Below are 16,025 nucleotides of genomic sequence, written 5' to 3'. Positions count from 1 at the left end.
ACGATGAGGTAGATAGGTTCGAGGTGGAAGTGTGGCGACATACGGAGCTGACGAATACTAATAGATCGAGGACTTAACCAAATTTTACTTAACAAACTTCAATGTAATTTATCCAGTTTTGAGAGAACAAGTTCTCTAAATGAGAGTTTCAAGACACGAGTAATAAGATGTGTGTTGGAAGTCTAAAATAGTCTAGTGATGATGGCAAAGAGGTCACACCCGTTCCCATGCCGAACACGGAAGTTAAGCTCTTTAGCGCCGATGGTAGTTGGGGGTTTCCCCCTGTGAGAGTAGGACGTTGCTAGGCACACTAAGGCACAACTGATTTTATCGGTTGTGTCTTTTTTATTTATTCTTTTAAAACCAAAGGCTATAACTGTTTAAAAATAGAACATATAAAATTCTAAAGGATATATGCCGGTGCCGTTGGATTATATGAAAAAACAACTGCAAAGTATATAAGAAATCAAGAAATGATAGATTGCTTGCGAGAGAGTAAGCCCAATAAGAATGCAGCTATCAATAAAACAGATTATGAAAAAATAGTTTACGGTTAATTGAGAGGATCCTTTAGATGTTTGTAAGCAAAGATAGAGAAACCGAAATCACTTGTTCAACAGGTTGAGTATTATTTATTACAATTTTATAAATAATAGTTATATATAACCTAATATATTGGTGTTAAATATATATTCTTTAAGTAGTTAGTTGATAATGTTCAGCGTTTAATAATCAAGTAGCGACAATTATTCGTGATATTTTACTTAAATAATTTCACATAAGTACATTAATAAATAGTCATTAGGAAAAATACAAAATGAATTGACGTAATTTTCAGAATAAATCATTATATATTCTTATAACATTTAAATAGAAATTTATAAATAATCTAAGTTATGCATGAATTTTTTTGTTTTATGTTAATATAGAAAATGAAAAAAGAAAAATATCCTTAGTTATGTATGATATTTTCTGTTTTGTGTTAAAAAATGAATCGGAGGAACAGCATGAGTGAATTAAAAAATAATGCGTTAGCAATGCATAAAAAAAATAGAGGTAAGATAGAAGTGATTTCCAAAGTGGAAATTAATACTATAGATGATTTAAGCTTAGCTTATTCTCCAGGAGTTGCTGCACCTTGCATGGAGATAGCGAATGATCCAACTGCAGTTTACGATTATACGGCAAAAGGGAATTTAGTGGCTGTTGTAACAGATGGTACAGCTGTTTTAGGGTTAGGTAATATCGGTCCTGAAGCTGCATTACCTGTTATGGAAGGTAAGGCAATTCTTTTTAAAAAGATGGCTAACATCGATGCTGTACCTATTTGCTTAGATACAACAGATGTAGATGAAATAGTAAAAATTGTAAAAGGAATAAGCCCAACATTTGGAGGCATTAATTTAGAAGATATAGCAGCACCTAGATGTTTTGAAATAGAAGAGAAATTACGTAAAGAATGTTCTATACCTGTATTTCATGATGATCAGCATGGTACAGCGATTGTAGTTGGTGCTGGTCTAAGTAATGCCTTGAAGGTTATTAATAAGGATAAGGGCACTGTACGTATTGTTATAAACGGTGCTGGAGCTGCGGGTGTAGCTATCTTGAAAATATTAAAACAAATTGGCTATGAACATATAATAATCTGCGATTCAACAGGTATTATCTATGAAGGTCGCGAAAATGGGATGAATTCGGTAAAACATGAACTTGCTAAAGTGACGAATAGTGAAGGACGAAAAGGATCATTAAGCGAAGCGCTTATTGGTGCAGATATTTTTATCGGAGTATCTGTTGCAAATATTTTGGATGAAGAAATGATACAGAGTATGAATCATGACCCTATTATTTTTGCACTGGCAAATCCAAATCCAGAGGTATCTTATGAAAATGCTATGCGATGGGGTGTGCGTATTTTCGCAACAGGACGTTCGGATTATCCTAATCAGGTAAATAATATGTTAGCATTCCCTGGGATTTTCCGTGGTGCATTGGATGTTCATGCTTCAGAGATTAATGAGGAAATGAAATTGGCGGCTGTTTTTGCAATTGCTTCTTTAATTGATGAAAATGACTTAGCACAAGGTACGATTATTCCAGATGCTTTAGATAAACGTGTTGCTCCCATAGTTGCGAAGGCTGTTAGTAAAGCTGCAATCAAGACTGGCGTTGCTAAAAAGCCTGTAGCTATCGAAAATAAATAAAGTAAGTAAAAGGGTTGTCCAAAGAGTCGATAAATCGACTTTTGTAGGACATCCCTTTTTCATTGATTTAAATAGAAAAGATATCATAAATTCTTAAAGATTTACGAGTAAGAAATGAAGAAAGCAAGCTATAATAAGAATAATGTTATTAAAGGAAGTGAAAGTATGAGTAAAAAGCAAGTATGGTTTGAAGTAGAAGAAAACGAAACGATTGATGCGTGTTTGCAACGCATGAATAAGGAAGGGTATATGCCGATTGCGAGAAAAGAGGAACCGCTTTTTGAAATGAAAGACGGAAATCCAGTTCCGGTTCGTCAAATAATACGGTTTAAAGGTATGTTATGTGAAGAATAACTAGAAAATGAATCCAAATACGAACGATTTCTTTCAACTAAAATATATTGTTCGTATATTTACGTTGACTTGTACTCATTCAATTGTTAAAATGTGAGAAGGAAAACATCGAATCCCCATATATGCTAAGGAATTGGCCTTAGTGTCTCTACCCGACACCGTAAATGTCGGACTATGCGGGAAAGCAACTTTTGGAATGAGAGTGAAAGGTGTGACACAATTGCGTACCGCTAATGTATCTAATCCAGTCTCTTTTGTTATGTCCTCAAGTAAATTGCTTTCACGCATGGTTGTGTGAAGTATTTTATTTGGGGACTTTTATTTGTTTAAAGGAGCGGAATGTATGAGTTCAAAAATCGGCGTGATTATGGGAAGTTCGAGTGATTGGGAAACAATGAAACATGCGTGTGATGTATTAGATGAATTGCAGATTCCATATGAGAAAAAAGTGGTATCGGCACATAGAACACCAGATTTGATGTTTGAATACTCACAGGAAGCTCGTACAAGAGGGCTTCATGTCATTATTGCAGGAGCCGGTGGGGCAGCACATCTACCAGGTATGGTAGCAGCAAAAACAACTTTACCGGTCATTGGTGTACCTGTTCAATCAAAAGCATTAAATGGGCTTGATTCTTTATTATCTATCGTTCAAATGCCTGGTGGTGTTCCAGTAGCAACTGTAGCTATTGGTAAAGCGGGTGCGACAAACGCAGGCCTTCTAGCAGCACAAATTCTATCAACAACCGATTCTGAAATTACAGAAAAAATTGAAGCGCGACGCCAAGCAATGAAAATGAAAGCTCTAGAAAGTTCAGGTGAGTTAGAGTGACGAAAATTTATCCTGGTCAAACTATCGGTATAATTGGTGGCGGTCAACTTGGGCGTATGATGGCAATGGCTGCAAAGGAAGCAGGTTTTAAAATTGCTGTACTTGAGCCTACAATGGATTCACCATGTGGCCAAGTTGCAGATATACGTATCGTCGCACCATATAACGACGAAGCTGCATTAGAAGAGCTTGCAGAGGTCAGTGATGTTATAACATTTGAATTTGAGAATATCGATTATGCAGGTTTGAAACGATTATCTGAAATTGCCTATGTACCTCAAGGTGCTGAACTCGTACGTATTACACAAGATCGTATTCTTGAAAAAGCTGCGATTAATAAAGCCGGTTGTCCAGTTGTAACATACATAGCTGCTGAAAGCTTCGAGGAGCTTCAAAGTAAAATCGAAACTGTTGGTTACCCTTGTGTCGTAAAAACTGCACGAGGTGGTTATGATGGAAAAGGACAACAGACGCTACGATCAGAAAATGATCTGCAATTAGCGAAATCTCTATTTAAACATTCTGCTTGTGTAGCAGAAGCGTTTGTACCATTCGAGAAAGAAATTTCTGTCATCGTACAACGAAATGTTCAAGGAGAAACGTTTTGTCTTCCTATTGGAGAAAATATTCATGTGAATCATATTTTACACGAAACGATCGTACCAGCACGTATTTCAGAGGAAACTGCTAATAAAGCTACAGAAGAAGCAGAAAAAATTGCGAATCATCTTAAATTAGTGGGTACACTAGCTATTGAACTATTTGTTTTAGAGGACGGACACGTTATTATTAATGAGTTAGCACCACGTCCACATAACTCAGGACATTATTCAATTGAGGCTTGTAACATTTCACAATTCCATCAGCATATTCGTGCTGTATGTGGTTGGCCATTACGCGAACCACAATTATGGTCGCCTTCGATTATGATTAATGTACTTGGACAACATGTCGTACCACTGAGCAATTCTATTTCAAAATACTCTGATTGGTCTATTCATTTATATGGTAAGCAAGAAGCAAAACATAACCGTAAAATGGGCCACGTCACAATTATGACAAGCGACATTGAAAAAACGTTAACAGAAATTAAGGATTCCCACATTTGGTAGGAATAGAAGGAGAACAATATGATAGCACGCTATACTCGTCCCGAAATGGGCGCAATTTGGACAGAAGAAAACAAATATCAGGCTTGGTTGGAGGTTGAAATCTTATCATGTGAGGCTTGGGCTGAACTTGGTGATATTCCAAAAGCGGATGTTGCAAAAATCCGTGAAAATGCAGGGTTTGATATCAATCGTATTTTAGAAATTGAAAAAGAGACTCGTCATGATGTAGTTGCATTCACGCGTGCTGTTTCTGAAACTTTAGGAGAAGAACGTAAATGGGTACATTATGGTTTAACTTCTACGGATGTTGTAGATACTGCTCTTTCTTATTTAATTAAACAAGCTAATGAAATTTTACGTAAAGATATTAAAAACTTTATCGAAATTTTAGAGAATAAAGCGAAAGAACATAAATACACAGTAATGATGGGCCGTACACATGGTGTTCATGCTGAACCAACTACATTCGGTTTAAAACTTGCTTTATGGTTAGAAGAAATGAAACGAAATTTAGAACGCTTCGAAGCATCTGCTGAAGTAATCGAAACAGGTAAAATTTCTGGTGCGGTTGGTACTTATGCTAACATCGACCCGTTTGTTGAAAAATACGTTTGCGAAAAATTAGGATTACAAGCATCACCTATTTCAACACAAACTTTACAACGTGACCGTCACGCACAATACATGGCGACTTTAGCTTTGATTGGATCTTCAATTGAGAAATTTGCGACTGAAATTCGTGGTTTACAAAAATCAGAAACTCGTGAAGTGGAGGAATTCTTCGCAAAAGGTCAAAAAGGTTCATCTGCAATGCCTCATAAACGTAATCCAATTGGTTCTGAGAATATGGTTGGTATGGCTCGTTTACTTCGCGGTTACATGATGACAGCTTACGAGAACGTGTCACTATGGCATGAACGTGATATCTCACATTCATCAGCTGAGCGAGTAATTTTACCAGACGGTACAATCACTCTTAACTACATGTTAAATCGTTTCGCGAATATCGTGAAAAACTTAACAGTATTCCCTGACAATATGAAACGCAATATGGATCGCACATTTGGCCTTATTTATTCACAACGTGTATTACTTGCTTTGATCGACAAAGGTCTAGCACGTGAAGAAGCGTACGATACAGTACAGCCCCTAACTGCAAAAGCTTGGGACGAACAAGTGCAGTTCCGTGGACTAGTTGATGCAAGTGAGAAAATCACTGCTCATTTATCAAAAGAAGAATTAGATGATTGCTTCGATTACAATTATCACCTACAACATGTAGATACAATTTTTGAACGTCTTGGATTAAACTAAACCGGGGGAATTAACAGTGGAAAAAGGTCAACTTTTGTATGAAGGAAAAGCTAAAAGATTGTACTCAACAGCAGAAGAAAATATTTTGTATGTTGAGTACAAAGATAGTGCTACAGCATTCAATGGTGAGAAAAAAGAAGAAATTGCAGGTAAAGGTATTTTAAATAATAGCATTACAACTTTAATTTTCGATAAATTAAAGTCAGCAGGAATCGAATCTCACTTCGTTGAACAAATTTCAGAACACGAACAGCTTGTAAAAAAAGTCGACATTATTCCAATTGAATTGGTTGTCCGCAATATTGCAGCAGGTAGCCTTGCAAAACGACTTGGATACGAAGAGGGTACAGCTCTTCGTCGTCCAATCGTTGAATTTTATTACAAAAACGATGATCTCGGAGATCCGCTCATCACAACAGAGCATATTGAAATATTGAATATCGCTACACCAGAAGAAGTGCAATCTCTTTATGACAATGGCTTAAAGGTGAATGAAGTTCTCCGTCCATTATTCCAGGAAATCGGTGTTACTCTAGTAGACTTCAAACTAGAGTTTGGGCGTGATACTAATGGTCAATTACTATTAGCAGATGAAATTTCACCAGATACTTGCCGTCTTTGGGACGTAGAAACAAATCAAAAACTTGATAAAGACGTTTTTCGCCGTGATCTTGGCAATTTAACAGATGTTTATAAAATCATATTAGAACGCCTAGGAGGACTATCAAAATGAAAAAGGTAAAAGTTTATGTAACATTACGTGAAAGTGTATTAGATCCACAAGGTTCTGCAGTGAAAGGTTCATTGCACACAATGGGCTACAAAGAAGTTGCAGATGTTCGTATTGGTAAATATCTAGAATTACAAATCGAACCTTCTGACCGTGACTTAAATGTAGTGGTAAAAGAAATGTGCGAAAAATTACTCACAAATATTGTTATTGAAGACTACCGTTTTGAAGTCGAGGAGGCTAACTAAATATGAAGTTCGCAGTACTCGTTTTCCCAGGATCGAACTGTGATTTAGACATGTATCACGCAATTAAGGACGAGCTTGGTGAAGAAGCAGAATACGTATGGCACGATGCAAAAGATTTAAGTAGTTATGACGGTATTTTACTACCAGGTGGATTCTCTTACGGAGATTACTTACGTTGTGGAGCGATTGCTCGCTCTTCAAACGTTATGACTGAAGTAGTAAAAGCTGCTGAAGCAGGGAAGCCGATACTTGGCGTTTGTAATGGTTTCCAAATTTTAACGGAGGCAGGTTTACTTCCAGGTGCTCTTCTCCGCAATAAAAACTTGAAGTTCATGTGTCGTACTGTTGATTTAAAAGTAGTTAACAACAAAACACAATTTACAAATCAATATGCAAAAGATGAAGTAATTAAAGTACCTATCGCTCATGGTGAAGGAAATTACTACTGTGATGAGGATACTTTGCAATCATTAAAGGACAATAACCAAATTGTTTTCACTTATTCTAGCGAAAATCCAAATGGTAGTTTAGAAGATATTGCAGGAATCGTCAATGAACGCGGTAATGTACTTGGTATGATGCCTCACCCAGAGCGAGCAGTGAATGAATTAATCGGTGGCTCAGATGGCCTTGCAGTATTCAAATCAATCGTCAAACAGTGGAGGGAAACACATGTCAATCAAGCTTGAACCAACACAAGAGCAAATTAAAGAGCAAAAACTCTATGCACAAATGGGCTTGTCAGATGAAGAATTTGCGCTAGTCGAAAGTATTCTAGGGCGTCAACCGAACTGGATTGAAACTGGTCTGTTTTCAGTAATGTGGTCAGAGCACTGCTCATATAAAAACTCTAAACCAGTGCTACGTAAATTCCCAACTAAGGGACCTCGTGTATTACAAGGCCCTGGTGAAGGTGCAGGAATTGTCGATATCGGCGATGACCAAGCCGTTGTGTTCAAAATGGAATCACATAATCACCCGTCTGCAATTGAACCTTACCAAGGTGCAGCAACAGGTGTTGGCGGTATTATCCGTGATGTGTTCTCAATGGGTGCACGCCCGATTGCTATGTTAAATTCTCTACGCTTTGGTGAGTTGAAAACACCACGTGTAAAATATTTATTCGAAGAAGTAGTAGCAGGAATTGCAGGCTACGGTAACTGTATAGGTATTCCAACAGTTGGTGGCGAAATTCAATTTGATGATTGTTACGAAGGTAATCCACTAGTAAATGCTATGTGTGTCGGTTTAATCGATCATAAAGACATTCAAAAAGGAATTGCTTCAGGTGTAGGTAACCCAGTAATGTACGTTGGAGCTAAAACGGGCCGAGATGGTATTCACGGTGCAACGTTTGCTTCTGAAGAATTAAGTGAGTCATCAGAAGAAAAACGTCCTGCTGTACAAGTTGGAGATCCATTCATGGAGAAATTACTTCTTGAAGCATGCTTAGAATTAGTGAAATTTGATTCACTAGTTGGAATTCAAGACATGGGTGCTGCAGGCTTAACTTCATCATCTGCCGAAATGGCTTCTAAAGCAGGTTACGGTATTGAGATGAACTTAGATCTAGTACCTCAACGTGAAACAGGTATGACAGCTTATGAAATGATGCTTTCAGAATCTCAAGAGCGCATGTTAATAGTTGTGAAAAAAGGGCATGAAGCTGAAATCGTTACTTTATTCGAGAAGTATGGTTTAGATGCTGTAACAATCGGTCATGTAACTGACGATAAAATGCTTCGCCTTATACATAAAGGAGAAGTTGTAGCAGATGTTCCTGCAGATGCACTTGCAGAAGAAGCGCCTGTCTACCATAAACCTTCAGCAGTACCAGCTTACTACAATGAATTCCAAGCGATGGAAAATGTAGAGCCAACAGTTGACGACTATAAAGAAACTTTAATTTCACTATTAAAACAATCTACAATTGCTTCTAAAGAGTGGGTTTATGATCAGTATGATTATCAAGTACGTACATCAACGGTTGTAGCACCAGGATCTGATGCAGCAGTTGTTCGTGTACGTGGTACGAATAAAGGTCTTGCAATGACAACTGACTGTAACTCTCGTTATATTTACTTAGACCCAGAAGTGGGCGGTAAAATTGCCGTAGCAGAAGCAGCTCGTAACATCGTTTGTTCAGGTGGTAGGCCACTTGCAATTACAGACTGCTTGAACTTTGGTAACCCAGAGAAACCAGAAATCTTCTGGCAAATAGAAAAATCAGCCGACGGTATTTCAGAGGCTTGCATAGCACTTGAATCCCCAGTAATCGGTGGTAACGTTTCTCTTTACAATGAGCGTAGTGGTGTGGCTGTTTACCCAACACCAACAATTGGTATGGTTGGTTTAGTAGAAGACTTAGCTCATGTTACAACACAACAAGTAAAAGAAGCAGGAGACTATATCTATTTAATTGGTGATACAAAAACTGAATTTGGTGGATCTGAACTTCAAAAAATGCAAAATGAAGGCCGTATTTTCGGTCAAGCACCAGAAATCGATTTAACTGTAGAAGCAGCACGTCAAGATGCGTTATTAAAAGCTATTCAACAAGGGGTAGTTGCATCTGCACATGATGTTGCTGAAGGTGGCGTAGCTGTAGCATTAGCAGAAAAAACATTCGGAACAAAATTTGGAGCAGAAATCATCTTAGAAGGTTCGGCAGTAACTGCTTTATTTAGTGAATCGCAATCTCGTTTCTTAGTGACAGTTAAAGCTGAGAATGCACAAGCATTTGAAGCAGCTGTAAAAGATGTTCGGAAAATTGGTGTTGTTTCAGCAGATGCCACTTTGAGTGTTCGTGGTGAAGACGGTTCTACATTAATCGAAGGTTCAGTTGCAGAATTCCAAGAAGCTTGGAAAGGGGCAATACCATGTTTGGTGAACTCAGAGGCTTAAATGAAGAATGTGGCGTGTTTGGGATTTGGGGTAATGAAAACCCAGCGCAGCTTAGTTATTATGGTTTACATGCACTACAACATCGGGGTCAAGAAGGGGCTGGAATTGTTGTCAAAGATGGCAAGCAATTTCGCGCTGTAAAAGGTGAAGGACTCGTGAACGACGTATTTAGTGAAGGTAAATTGGAAGGCTTAAAAGGACAAGCAGCAATAGCTCATGCACGTTATACAACAGCAGGAGGCGGCGGAATTGAGAATGTTCAGCCGCTGCTGTTCCGCTCATCAACAGGCAGTTTATCAATTGCACATAATGGAAATTTAGTTAATGCAAATCACTTAAAACAACATTTAGAACGTCAAGGTAGCATCTTTAACTCAACTTCTGATACGGAAGTACTTGCTCACTTGATTAAGAAAAGTACACATCCTACATTCCTGTCAAAAGTAAAAAATGCTCTTTCCTTGTTAAAAGGTGCATTTTCAATCTTAATGTTATCTGAAGAAGGTTTAATCGTGGCTCGTGATCAACATGGTTTACGTCCGTTAGCACTTGGTAAATTAGGTGATAGCTGGGTAGTTGCTTCTGAAACTTGTGCGTTCGATTTAATTGGTGCAGAATTCGTTCGTTCAGTAGAACCAGGAGAATTACTTGTTATTAATGATTCTGGAGTGAAGTTCGATCGTTTTGTAGAACCAGCTAATCGTGCAATGTGTGCGATGGAATATGTATATTTAGCACGACCTGATTCAGAAATTGGTGGTATTAACGTGCATATGGCACGCAAACGTATGGGGAAAACGCTAGCAAAAGAATGTGCTCATATAGAGGCAGATGTTGTAACTGGTGTTCCTGATTCAAGTATTTCCGCAGCGATTGGTTTTGCTGAAGAGAGTGGTATTCCTTACGAATTAGGTCTTATTAAAAACCGTTATGTTGGTCGTACTTTTATTCAACCGACACAAGAGTTACGTGAACGTGGTGTGAAGATGAAATTATCACCAGTACGTCAAGTTGTTCAAGGAAAACGTGTTGTAATGGTAGATGATTCAATTGTTCGTGGTACAACTTCAAGACGTATCGTCAAAATGTTGAAGGAAGCTGGAGCGGCAGAAGTACATGTTGTCATCAGTTCTCCTCCAATGACAGACCCATGTTACTACGGTATTGATACATCTTCGTCCGAAGAACTTATAGCCTCTAATCATAGTGTTGAAGAAATCCGTGATGCAATTGGTGCTGATACGGTAACGTTTTTATCTGTTGAAGGCATGGTAGAATCTATTGGCCGTCAACATGAAGGTCCAGAACGTGGTCTATGCTTAGCATGTTTTACTGGAAAATATCCAACAGAAATTTTCCCTGATACTATCTTGCCACACGAAAAAGAACTTTTACGTTAAGGAGACGATCTACATGTCAAAAGCATATGAACAAGCAGGCGTTAATATAGAAGCAGGCTATGAAGCAGTCCAAAGAATGAAATCACATGTTGAACGTACAGCTAGAAAAGGCATCATGGGTTCGTTTGGTGGCTTTGGTGGCATGTTCGATTTGTCCGTATTAAATTTGAAGGAACCAGTTCTTATTTCTGGAACAGATGGTGTTGGGACAAAATTAAAACTAGCATTTATGACAGGTAAACACGATACGATCGGCGTAGACTGTGTAGCAATGTGTGTCAACGATATCGTTGCACAAGGCGCAGAACCATTATACTTTTTAGATTACGTAGCAGTTGGTAAAGCTGACCCTGCTAAAATCGAGCAAATTGTTAAAGGTGTTGCTGATGGTTGTGTTCAAGCAGGCGCTGCATTAATCGGCGGGGAAACAGCTGAAATGCCTGGTCTTTATGAAGAAGACGAATATGATTTAGCGGGCTTTGCAGTAGGTGCTACTGAAAAAGCGAACATCGTAACTGGCGAGAAAATTTCAGAAGGTGATGTTCTTGTAGGACTAGCTTCAAGCGGTATTCACTCAAATGGTTATTCTCTTGTTCGAAAAGTCGTTTTTGCTGATAATGACTTTACACCCGAAACAATTGTTGAAGGCTATGAAAACTTAGGTCCAATTGGTGAAGCTTTATTAGTACCAACGAAAATTTATGCTAAACCTGTTTTAGCAATGCTAAAAGAGTGTGAAGTTCATGGTATGGCACATGTTACAGGTGGTGGTTTCTACGAAAACCTACCACGTATGATGCCTGAAGGACTAGCAACTGAGATTGATTTAGGCACTTGGCCTATATTACCTGTCTTTGAATTCTTAAAAGAGAAAGGTAATCTACAAGAGCGTGACTTATATAATGTCTTCAATATGGGAATTGGTTACGTGCTTTCAGTACCAGCTTCTGAAGCAGCTCGTATTATTGAGATTGCGAAACAGCATGGTGAAAAAGCGTACGAGATTGGCCGTGTTGTGAAAGGTAAAGGTGTTCTTTTCAATGGTAATCATGATGGGAGCCTAACTAATGAGTAATGTCGTTTCCATTGCAGTATTCGCATCAGGCAGCGGTTCTAATTTTCAAGCTATTCAAGAGGCTATTGAACGCGATGAATTGAATGCGAAAATTGAGCTTGTTGTGACGGATAAGCCAGGTGCTTATGTCGTTGAACGTGCTAAAGAAAAAAATATCCCTGTATTAGCACTAAGCCCGAAGGATTTTGATTCTAAGGTAGCTTATGAACAAGCCATTTTAGCTAAGCTTTATGAATATGAAGTGAAATGGATAGTTCTTGCGGGATATATGCGTTTAATCGGTGAAACATTATTAGATTCTTATACTTCGAAAATTGTTAATATTCACCCTTCTCTGTTACCTTCATTTCCTGGTAAAGATGCTATTGGACAAGCAATGGCACATCGGGTGAAAGTAACGGGTGTTACTGTTCACTTTGTAGATGCTGGAATGGATACAGGTCCTATTATTGCGCAGCGTGCTGTAACAGTTACTGATGGTAATCGTGAAGCAACTGAGCAAGCAATTCATGCTATTGAACATGATCTTTATACAGAAGCATTAAAGAAAACCTTAAAATAATTAAATAATTGGAACCAGAGCTTTAAGCTTTGGTTCTAATCATGTACTACATAAGAATTACAATTTGCTTTCAAATTTAAGGAGGAAATAATTGTGACGAAACGTGCGTTAATTAGTGTCTCTGATAAATCAGGTGTTTTAGAGTTTGCTAAAGAATTAGAGGCATTAGGCTATGAAATTTTATCAACTGGCGGTACTAAAAAACATTTACAAGGAAATGGTGTAGCAGTAACTGCTGTTGACCAAGTAACAAACTTCCCAGAAATTTTAGGTGGACGTGTTAAAACATTGAACCCGCTTATTCATGGTGGATTACTTGCAAAACATGACGATCCAGAACACCAAGCTCAAATGGAAGAGCATGGTATTCAACCAATCGAAATCGTTTGTGTCAATCTATACCCATTCGTTGAAACAATTTCAAGGCCTGATGTAACAATCGTTGATGCTATTGAAAACATTGATATTGGTGGTCCAACAATGCTTCGTTCAGCTGCTAAAAACCAAAAATATGTAACTGTCATCGTCGATTCTAATGATTACGCAACCGTGCTAGCAGAGCTAAAAGCAGATGGTCAAACAACACTTGAAACACGTCGTCGTCTAGGTGCAAAAGTATTCCGTCATACAGCTGCATACGACTCGTATATTTCTAACTACTTAACAGAATACACTGGAGAAGAATTCCCAGAGCAAATGACTTTAACGTACGAATTAAAACAACCACTTCGTTACGGTGAAAATCCACACCAAAAAGCAGCTTTTTACCAGAAGCATTTAGGCTCAGATTTCTCAATCGCATCAGCGGAGCAATTACATGGTAAAGAACTTTCTTATAATAATATTCAAGATGCAAATGCCGCACTTCAAATTATCAAAGAATTTGACGCACCAGCTGCAGTAGCAGTAAAACATATGAATCCATGTGGTGTTGGTACAGCTGAAACAATATCTGGAGCATTTGCGAAAGCATATGAAGCAGATTCAACTTCTATCTTCGGTGGTATCATTGCGTTGAATCGTGAAGTAGATTTAGCAACAGCAGAACAACTAGCTGGAATCTTCTTAGAAATTATCATTGCGCCTGCATTCACTGCTGAAGCACTTGAAAAGTTATCAGCGAAAAAAAATATTCGCTTACTAACAATCTCATTCGCACAAGAAAAACGCGATGCATTCAACACAGTTTCTGTTGAAGGTGGTTTACTTGTTCAAGAACCAGATCGTTTTGGCTTAAAAGATGGAGAAGTAAAAGTGGTAACAGATCGCGAACCAACTGAAGCAGAATGGGCAGCAATGAAACTTGGCTGGTCAGTTGTAAAACATGTTAAATCAAATGCAATCGTTGTAACAGATGACAAAATGACATTAGGCGTTGGTGCCGGTCAAATGAATCGTGTAGGCTCAGCGAAAATCGCATTAGAGCAAGCTGGTGAAAAAGCAAAAGGTGCAGCAATTGCATCAGATGCATTCTTCCCAATGAATGACACTGTAGAAACTGCTGCAAAAGCGGGCATTACAGCAATCATCCAAACAGGCGGCTCAATCAAAGACCAAGACTCAATCGACAAAGCAAACGAATACGGCATCACAATGGTATTTACCGGCGTAAGACACTTTAAACACTAAATGCTGAAGGCGCTCGCCCAGTTGCGAGGTCGTTGGAAGGCGGAAGCCAAAGTCGCTCTTAGACTTTGAGCGCCCGACTGAAACGACCCGAGTAGCTAGCGTCTGAAGCTGGATATCTCTCTTAATGCTGAAACGCCCGTATAACTGCGACTGCCACTGGAGGGCTCGAATCAAAAGCATCACTCCAGCTTTTGTCCGAGAGGCCGAAGTGACCAGAGCAGCTGGTGTGTGAAGCTGGATATCTTTCTTTAGGTAGATAACCTAAGTTCGCGACATCGTGTCGCAACGGTTGCATGGCCAACATCCTGTTGACCTAATAAAGGAACACACCGATTAAACATCGGCGTGTTCCATTAATTTATAGGAGGAAAATTCAATGAAAGTATTAGTCATTGGTAGTGGCGGTCGCGAACATGCAATTGCCAAACAATTTGCAAATGCAGCATCTGTTGAGAAAGTATTTGTAGCTCCAGGTAATGATGGTATGAAAAATGATGCAGAGTGTGTTGCAATCGACGTTTTTAACTTTGCGGAGCTTATAGCTTTTGCTAAAGAGCAGTCAATTGACGTAACATTTGTTGGACCAGAACAACCTTTAGTAGCCGGTATCGTAGATGCGTTCCAAAAAGAGGGTTTACTCATTTTTGGTCCAACTAAAGCAGCAGCTAAAATCGAAGGAAGTAAATCCTTTGCCAAAGAACTAATGCAAAAATACAATATCCCAACAGCCGCTTCAGCAACTTTTACTGAAGCAGAAGCTGCAATTGCACACGTGCAAAAAATGGGTGCCCCAATTGTTGTAAAAGCGGATGGTCTAGCTGCTGGAAAAGGTGTAATCGTTGCTTTAACTGAGGAGGAAGCGATTGAAGGCATCAAAGACATGATTGGTAATCAACGCTTTGGCGATTCTTCTTCTCGCGTTGTAATAGAAGAATTCCTCGATGGAGAAGAGTTTTCTTACATGTCATTTGTACATAATGGTCAAATTTATCCGATGGTTATCGCACAAGACCATAAACGTGCTTATGACGGTGATAAAGGTCCAAATACAGGTGGAATGGGTGCCTACTCTCCAGTACCACAAATTTCTGATGCGGTTGTTAAACGTGCATATGAAGAAGTAGTGGTACCGACTGTTCAAGCAATGTCAAATGAGGGTGCAACATTCACAGGGATCTTATATGCAGGGCTTATTTTAACTGCCGAAGGTCCAAAAGTAATTGAATTTAATGCACGTTTCGGTGATCCTGAGACACAAGTTGTATTACCACGTATGGCTTCTGACTTTGGTGAATTTATAATGGCGTTAATGAATGAAGAACCTTACACATTGGAATGGTCAGACGATGCAATGCTAGGTGTAGTAATTGCATCTGAAGGATATCCTGGCGATATAAAAAAAGGTGCTAAGTTACCTCCACTTGAAAAATTATCAGCCAATTTCGATGTATTCCATGCAGGTACGAAGCAAGAAGGAGACAGCTTTGTTGGGAACGGTGGTCGTGTACTACTAGTTACTACAAAGGCAGTATCATTGAAAGAAGCACAACAAAAAGTATATGAAGGTTTATCTAAAGAAACGTGGGAAGGCTTTTTCCACCGTTCAGATATTGGTTGGCGTACAATGAAGTAATACGAAAAGCTGTCCGATTAAAAGG

At 38.7% G+C, this 16,025-nt stretch carries 14 protein-coding genes, 1 rRNA gene and 1 riboswitch; all 15 genes read left to right on the top strand.

Annotation, left to right across the window (positions count from 1 at the left end):
- The first annotated feature begins 191 nt into the window (after window positions 1–191).
- The 15 genes from rrf (at window position 192) to purD (ending at window position 16,000) form a co-directional block, all read left to right on the top strand.
- Window positions 192–307, top strand: a 5S ribosomal RNA gene (rrf, locus tag ACQKMD_RS05175).
- Window positions 308–1,007: 700 nt separating this feature from the next.
- Window positions 1,008–2,207, top strand: a complete 1,200-nt coding sequence (locus ACQKMD_RS05170) for an NAD(P)-dependent malic enzyme (RefSeq protein WP_427750067.1) — start codon at window positions 1,008–1,010, stop codon at window positions 2,205–2,207.
- A 165-nt stretch (window positions 2,208–2,372) separates the two neighbouring features.
- The gene (locus ACQKMD_RS05165) at window positions 2,373–2,561 is read left to right on the top strand and encodes an NETI motif-containing protein (protein ID WP_427750065.1); all 189 of its coding nucleotides are present in this window, start codon (window positions 2,373–2,375) and stop codon (window positions 2,559–2,561) included.
- Between the two features lie 96 nt (window positions 2,562–2,657).
- A riboswitch (purine riboswitch) is annotated at window positions 2,658–2,756 on the top strand.
- Window positions 2,757–2,904: 148 nt separating this feature from the next.
- Entirely contained in the window at window positions 2,905–3,393 is a 489-nt protein-coding gene (purE, locus tag ACQKMD_RS05160; protein WP_427750063.1) for a 5-(carboxyamino)imidazole ribonucleotide mutase, read from the top strand.
- Window positions 3,390–4,505: a 5-(carboxyamino)imidazole ribonucleotide synthase gene (gene purK / locus ACQKMD_RS05155; protein ID WP_427750061.1), complete on the top strand. Its 1,116-nt coding sequence runs from the start codon at window positions 3,390–3,392 to the stop codon at window positions 4,503–4,505. The genes purE and purK overlap by 4 nt, the downstream gene beginning before the upstream one ends.
- A gap of 18 nt (window positions 4,506–4,523) precedes the next feature.
- Complete coding sequence (gene purB / locus ACQKMD_RS05150) at window positions 4,524–5,819, top strand: adenylosuccinate lyase (RefSeq protein WP_427750059.1); 1,296 nt, start codon at window positions 4,524–4,526, stop codon at window positions 5,817–5,819.
- Window positions 5,820–5,835: 16 nt separating this feature from the next.
- A complete protein-coding gene (gene purC, locus ACQKMD_RS05145) occupies window positions 5,836–6,552 on the top strand; it encodes a phosphoribosylaminoimidazolesuccinocarboxamide synthase (RefSeq protein WP_427750058.1) in 717 nt (238 codons plus the stop codon).
- Complete coding sequence (gene purS, locus ACQKMD_RS05140; protein ID WP_427750057.1) at window positions 6,549–6,797, top strand: phosphoribosylformylglycinamidine synthase subunit PurS; 249 nt, start codon at window positions 6,549–6,551, stop codon at window positions 6,795–6,797. The genes purC and purS overlap by 4 nt, the downstream gene beginning before the upstream one ends.
- 2 nt (window positions 6,798–6,799) lie before the next feature.
- The gene (gene purQ / locus ACQKMD_RS05135) at window positions 6,800–7,486 is read left to right on the top strand and encodes a phosphoribosylformylglycinamidine synthase subunit PurQ (protein WP_427750056.1); all 687 of its coding nucleotides are present in this window, start codon (window positions 6,800–6,802) and stop codon (window positions 7,484–7,486) included.
- Window positions 7,470–9,701: a phosphoribosylformylglycinamidine synthase subunit PurL gene (gene purL, locus ACQKMD_RS05130; protein ID WP_427750054.1), complete on the top strand. Its 2,232-nt coding sequence runs from the start codon at window positions 7,470–7,472 to the stop codon at window positions 9,699–9,701. Before purQ ends, purL begins: the two co-directional genes overlap by 17 nt.
- Window positions 9,677–11,101, top strand: a complete 1,425-nt coding sequence (gene purF / locus ACQKMD_RS05125; RefSeq protein ID WP_427750052.1) for an amidophosphoribosyltransferase — start codon at window positions 9,677–9,679, stop codon at window positions 11,099–11,101. Before purL ends, purF begins: the two co-directional genes overlap by 25 nt.
- A 13-nt stretch (window positions 11,102–11,114) precedes the next feature.
- Window positions 11,115–12,176, top strand: coding sequence for a phosphoribosylformylglycinamidine cyclo-ligase (purM, locus tag ACQKMD_RS05120; protein ID WP_427750050.1), 1,062 nt, complete (start codon window positions 11,115–11,117; stop codon window positions 12,174–12,176).
- A complete protein-coding gene (gene purN / locus ACQKMD_RS05115) occupies window positions 12,169–12,738 on the top strand; it encodes a phosphoribosylglycinamide formyltransferase (RefSeq protein ID WP_427750048.1) in 570 nt (189 codons plus the stop codon). Before purM ends, purN begins: the two co-directional genes overlap by 8 nt.
- A 93-nt stretch (window positions 12,739–12,831) precedes the next feature.
- Window positions 12,832–14,367 (top strand): bifunctional phosphoribosylaminoimidazolecarboxamide formyltransferase/IMP cyclohydrolase, encoded by a 1,536-nt coding sequence (gene purH / locus ACQKMD_RS05110; protein ID WP_427750046.1) that lies wholly within the window; start codon window positions 12,832–12,834, stop codon window positions 14,365–14,367.
- 376 nt (window positions 14,368–14,743) lie between these two features.
- Window positions 14,744–16,000 carry a phosphoribosylamine--glycine ligase gene (gene purD, locus ACQKMD_RS05105; RefSeq protein ID WP_427750044.1) on the top strand — a complete coding sequence of 419 codons (1,257 nt, stop codon included), beginning with the start codon at window positions 14,744–14,746 and terminating at the stop codon, window positions 15,998–16,000.
- Window positions 16,001–16,025 lie beyond the last annotated feature (25 nt).

The organism is Viridibacillus sp. NPDC096237, from assembly GCF_050278625.1.
Taxonomy (GTDB): domain Bacteria; phylum Bacillota; class Bacilli; order Bacillales_A; family Planococcaceae; genus Viridibacillus.
The sequence above is the reverse complement of the archived record's forward strand: the minus strand, read 5'-3'. Positions and strand labels throughout refer to the sequence as shown.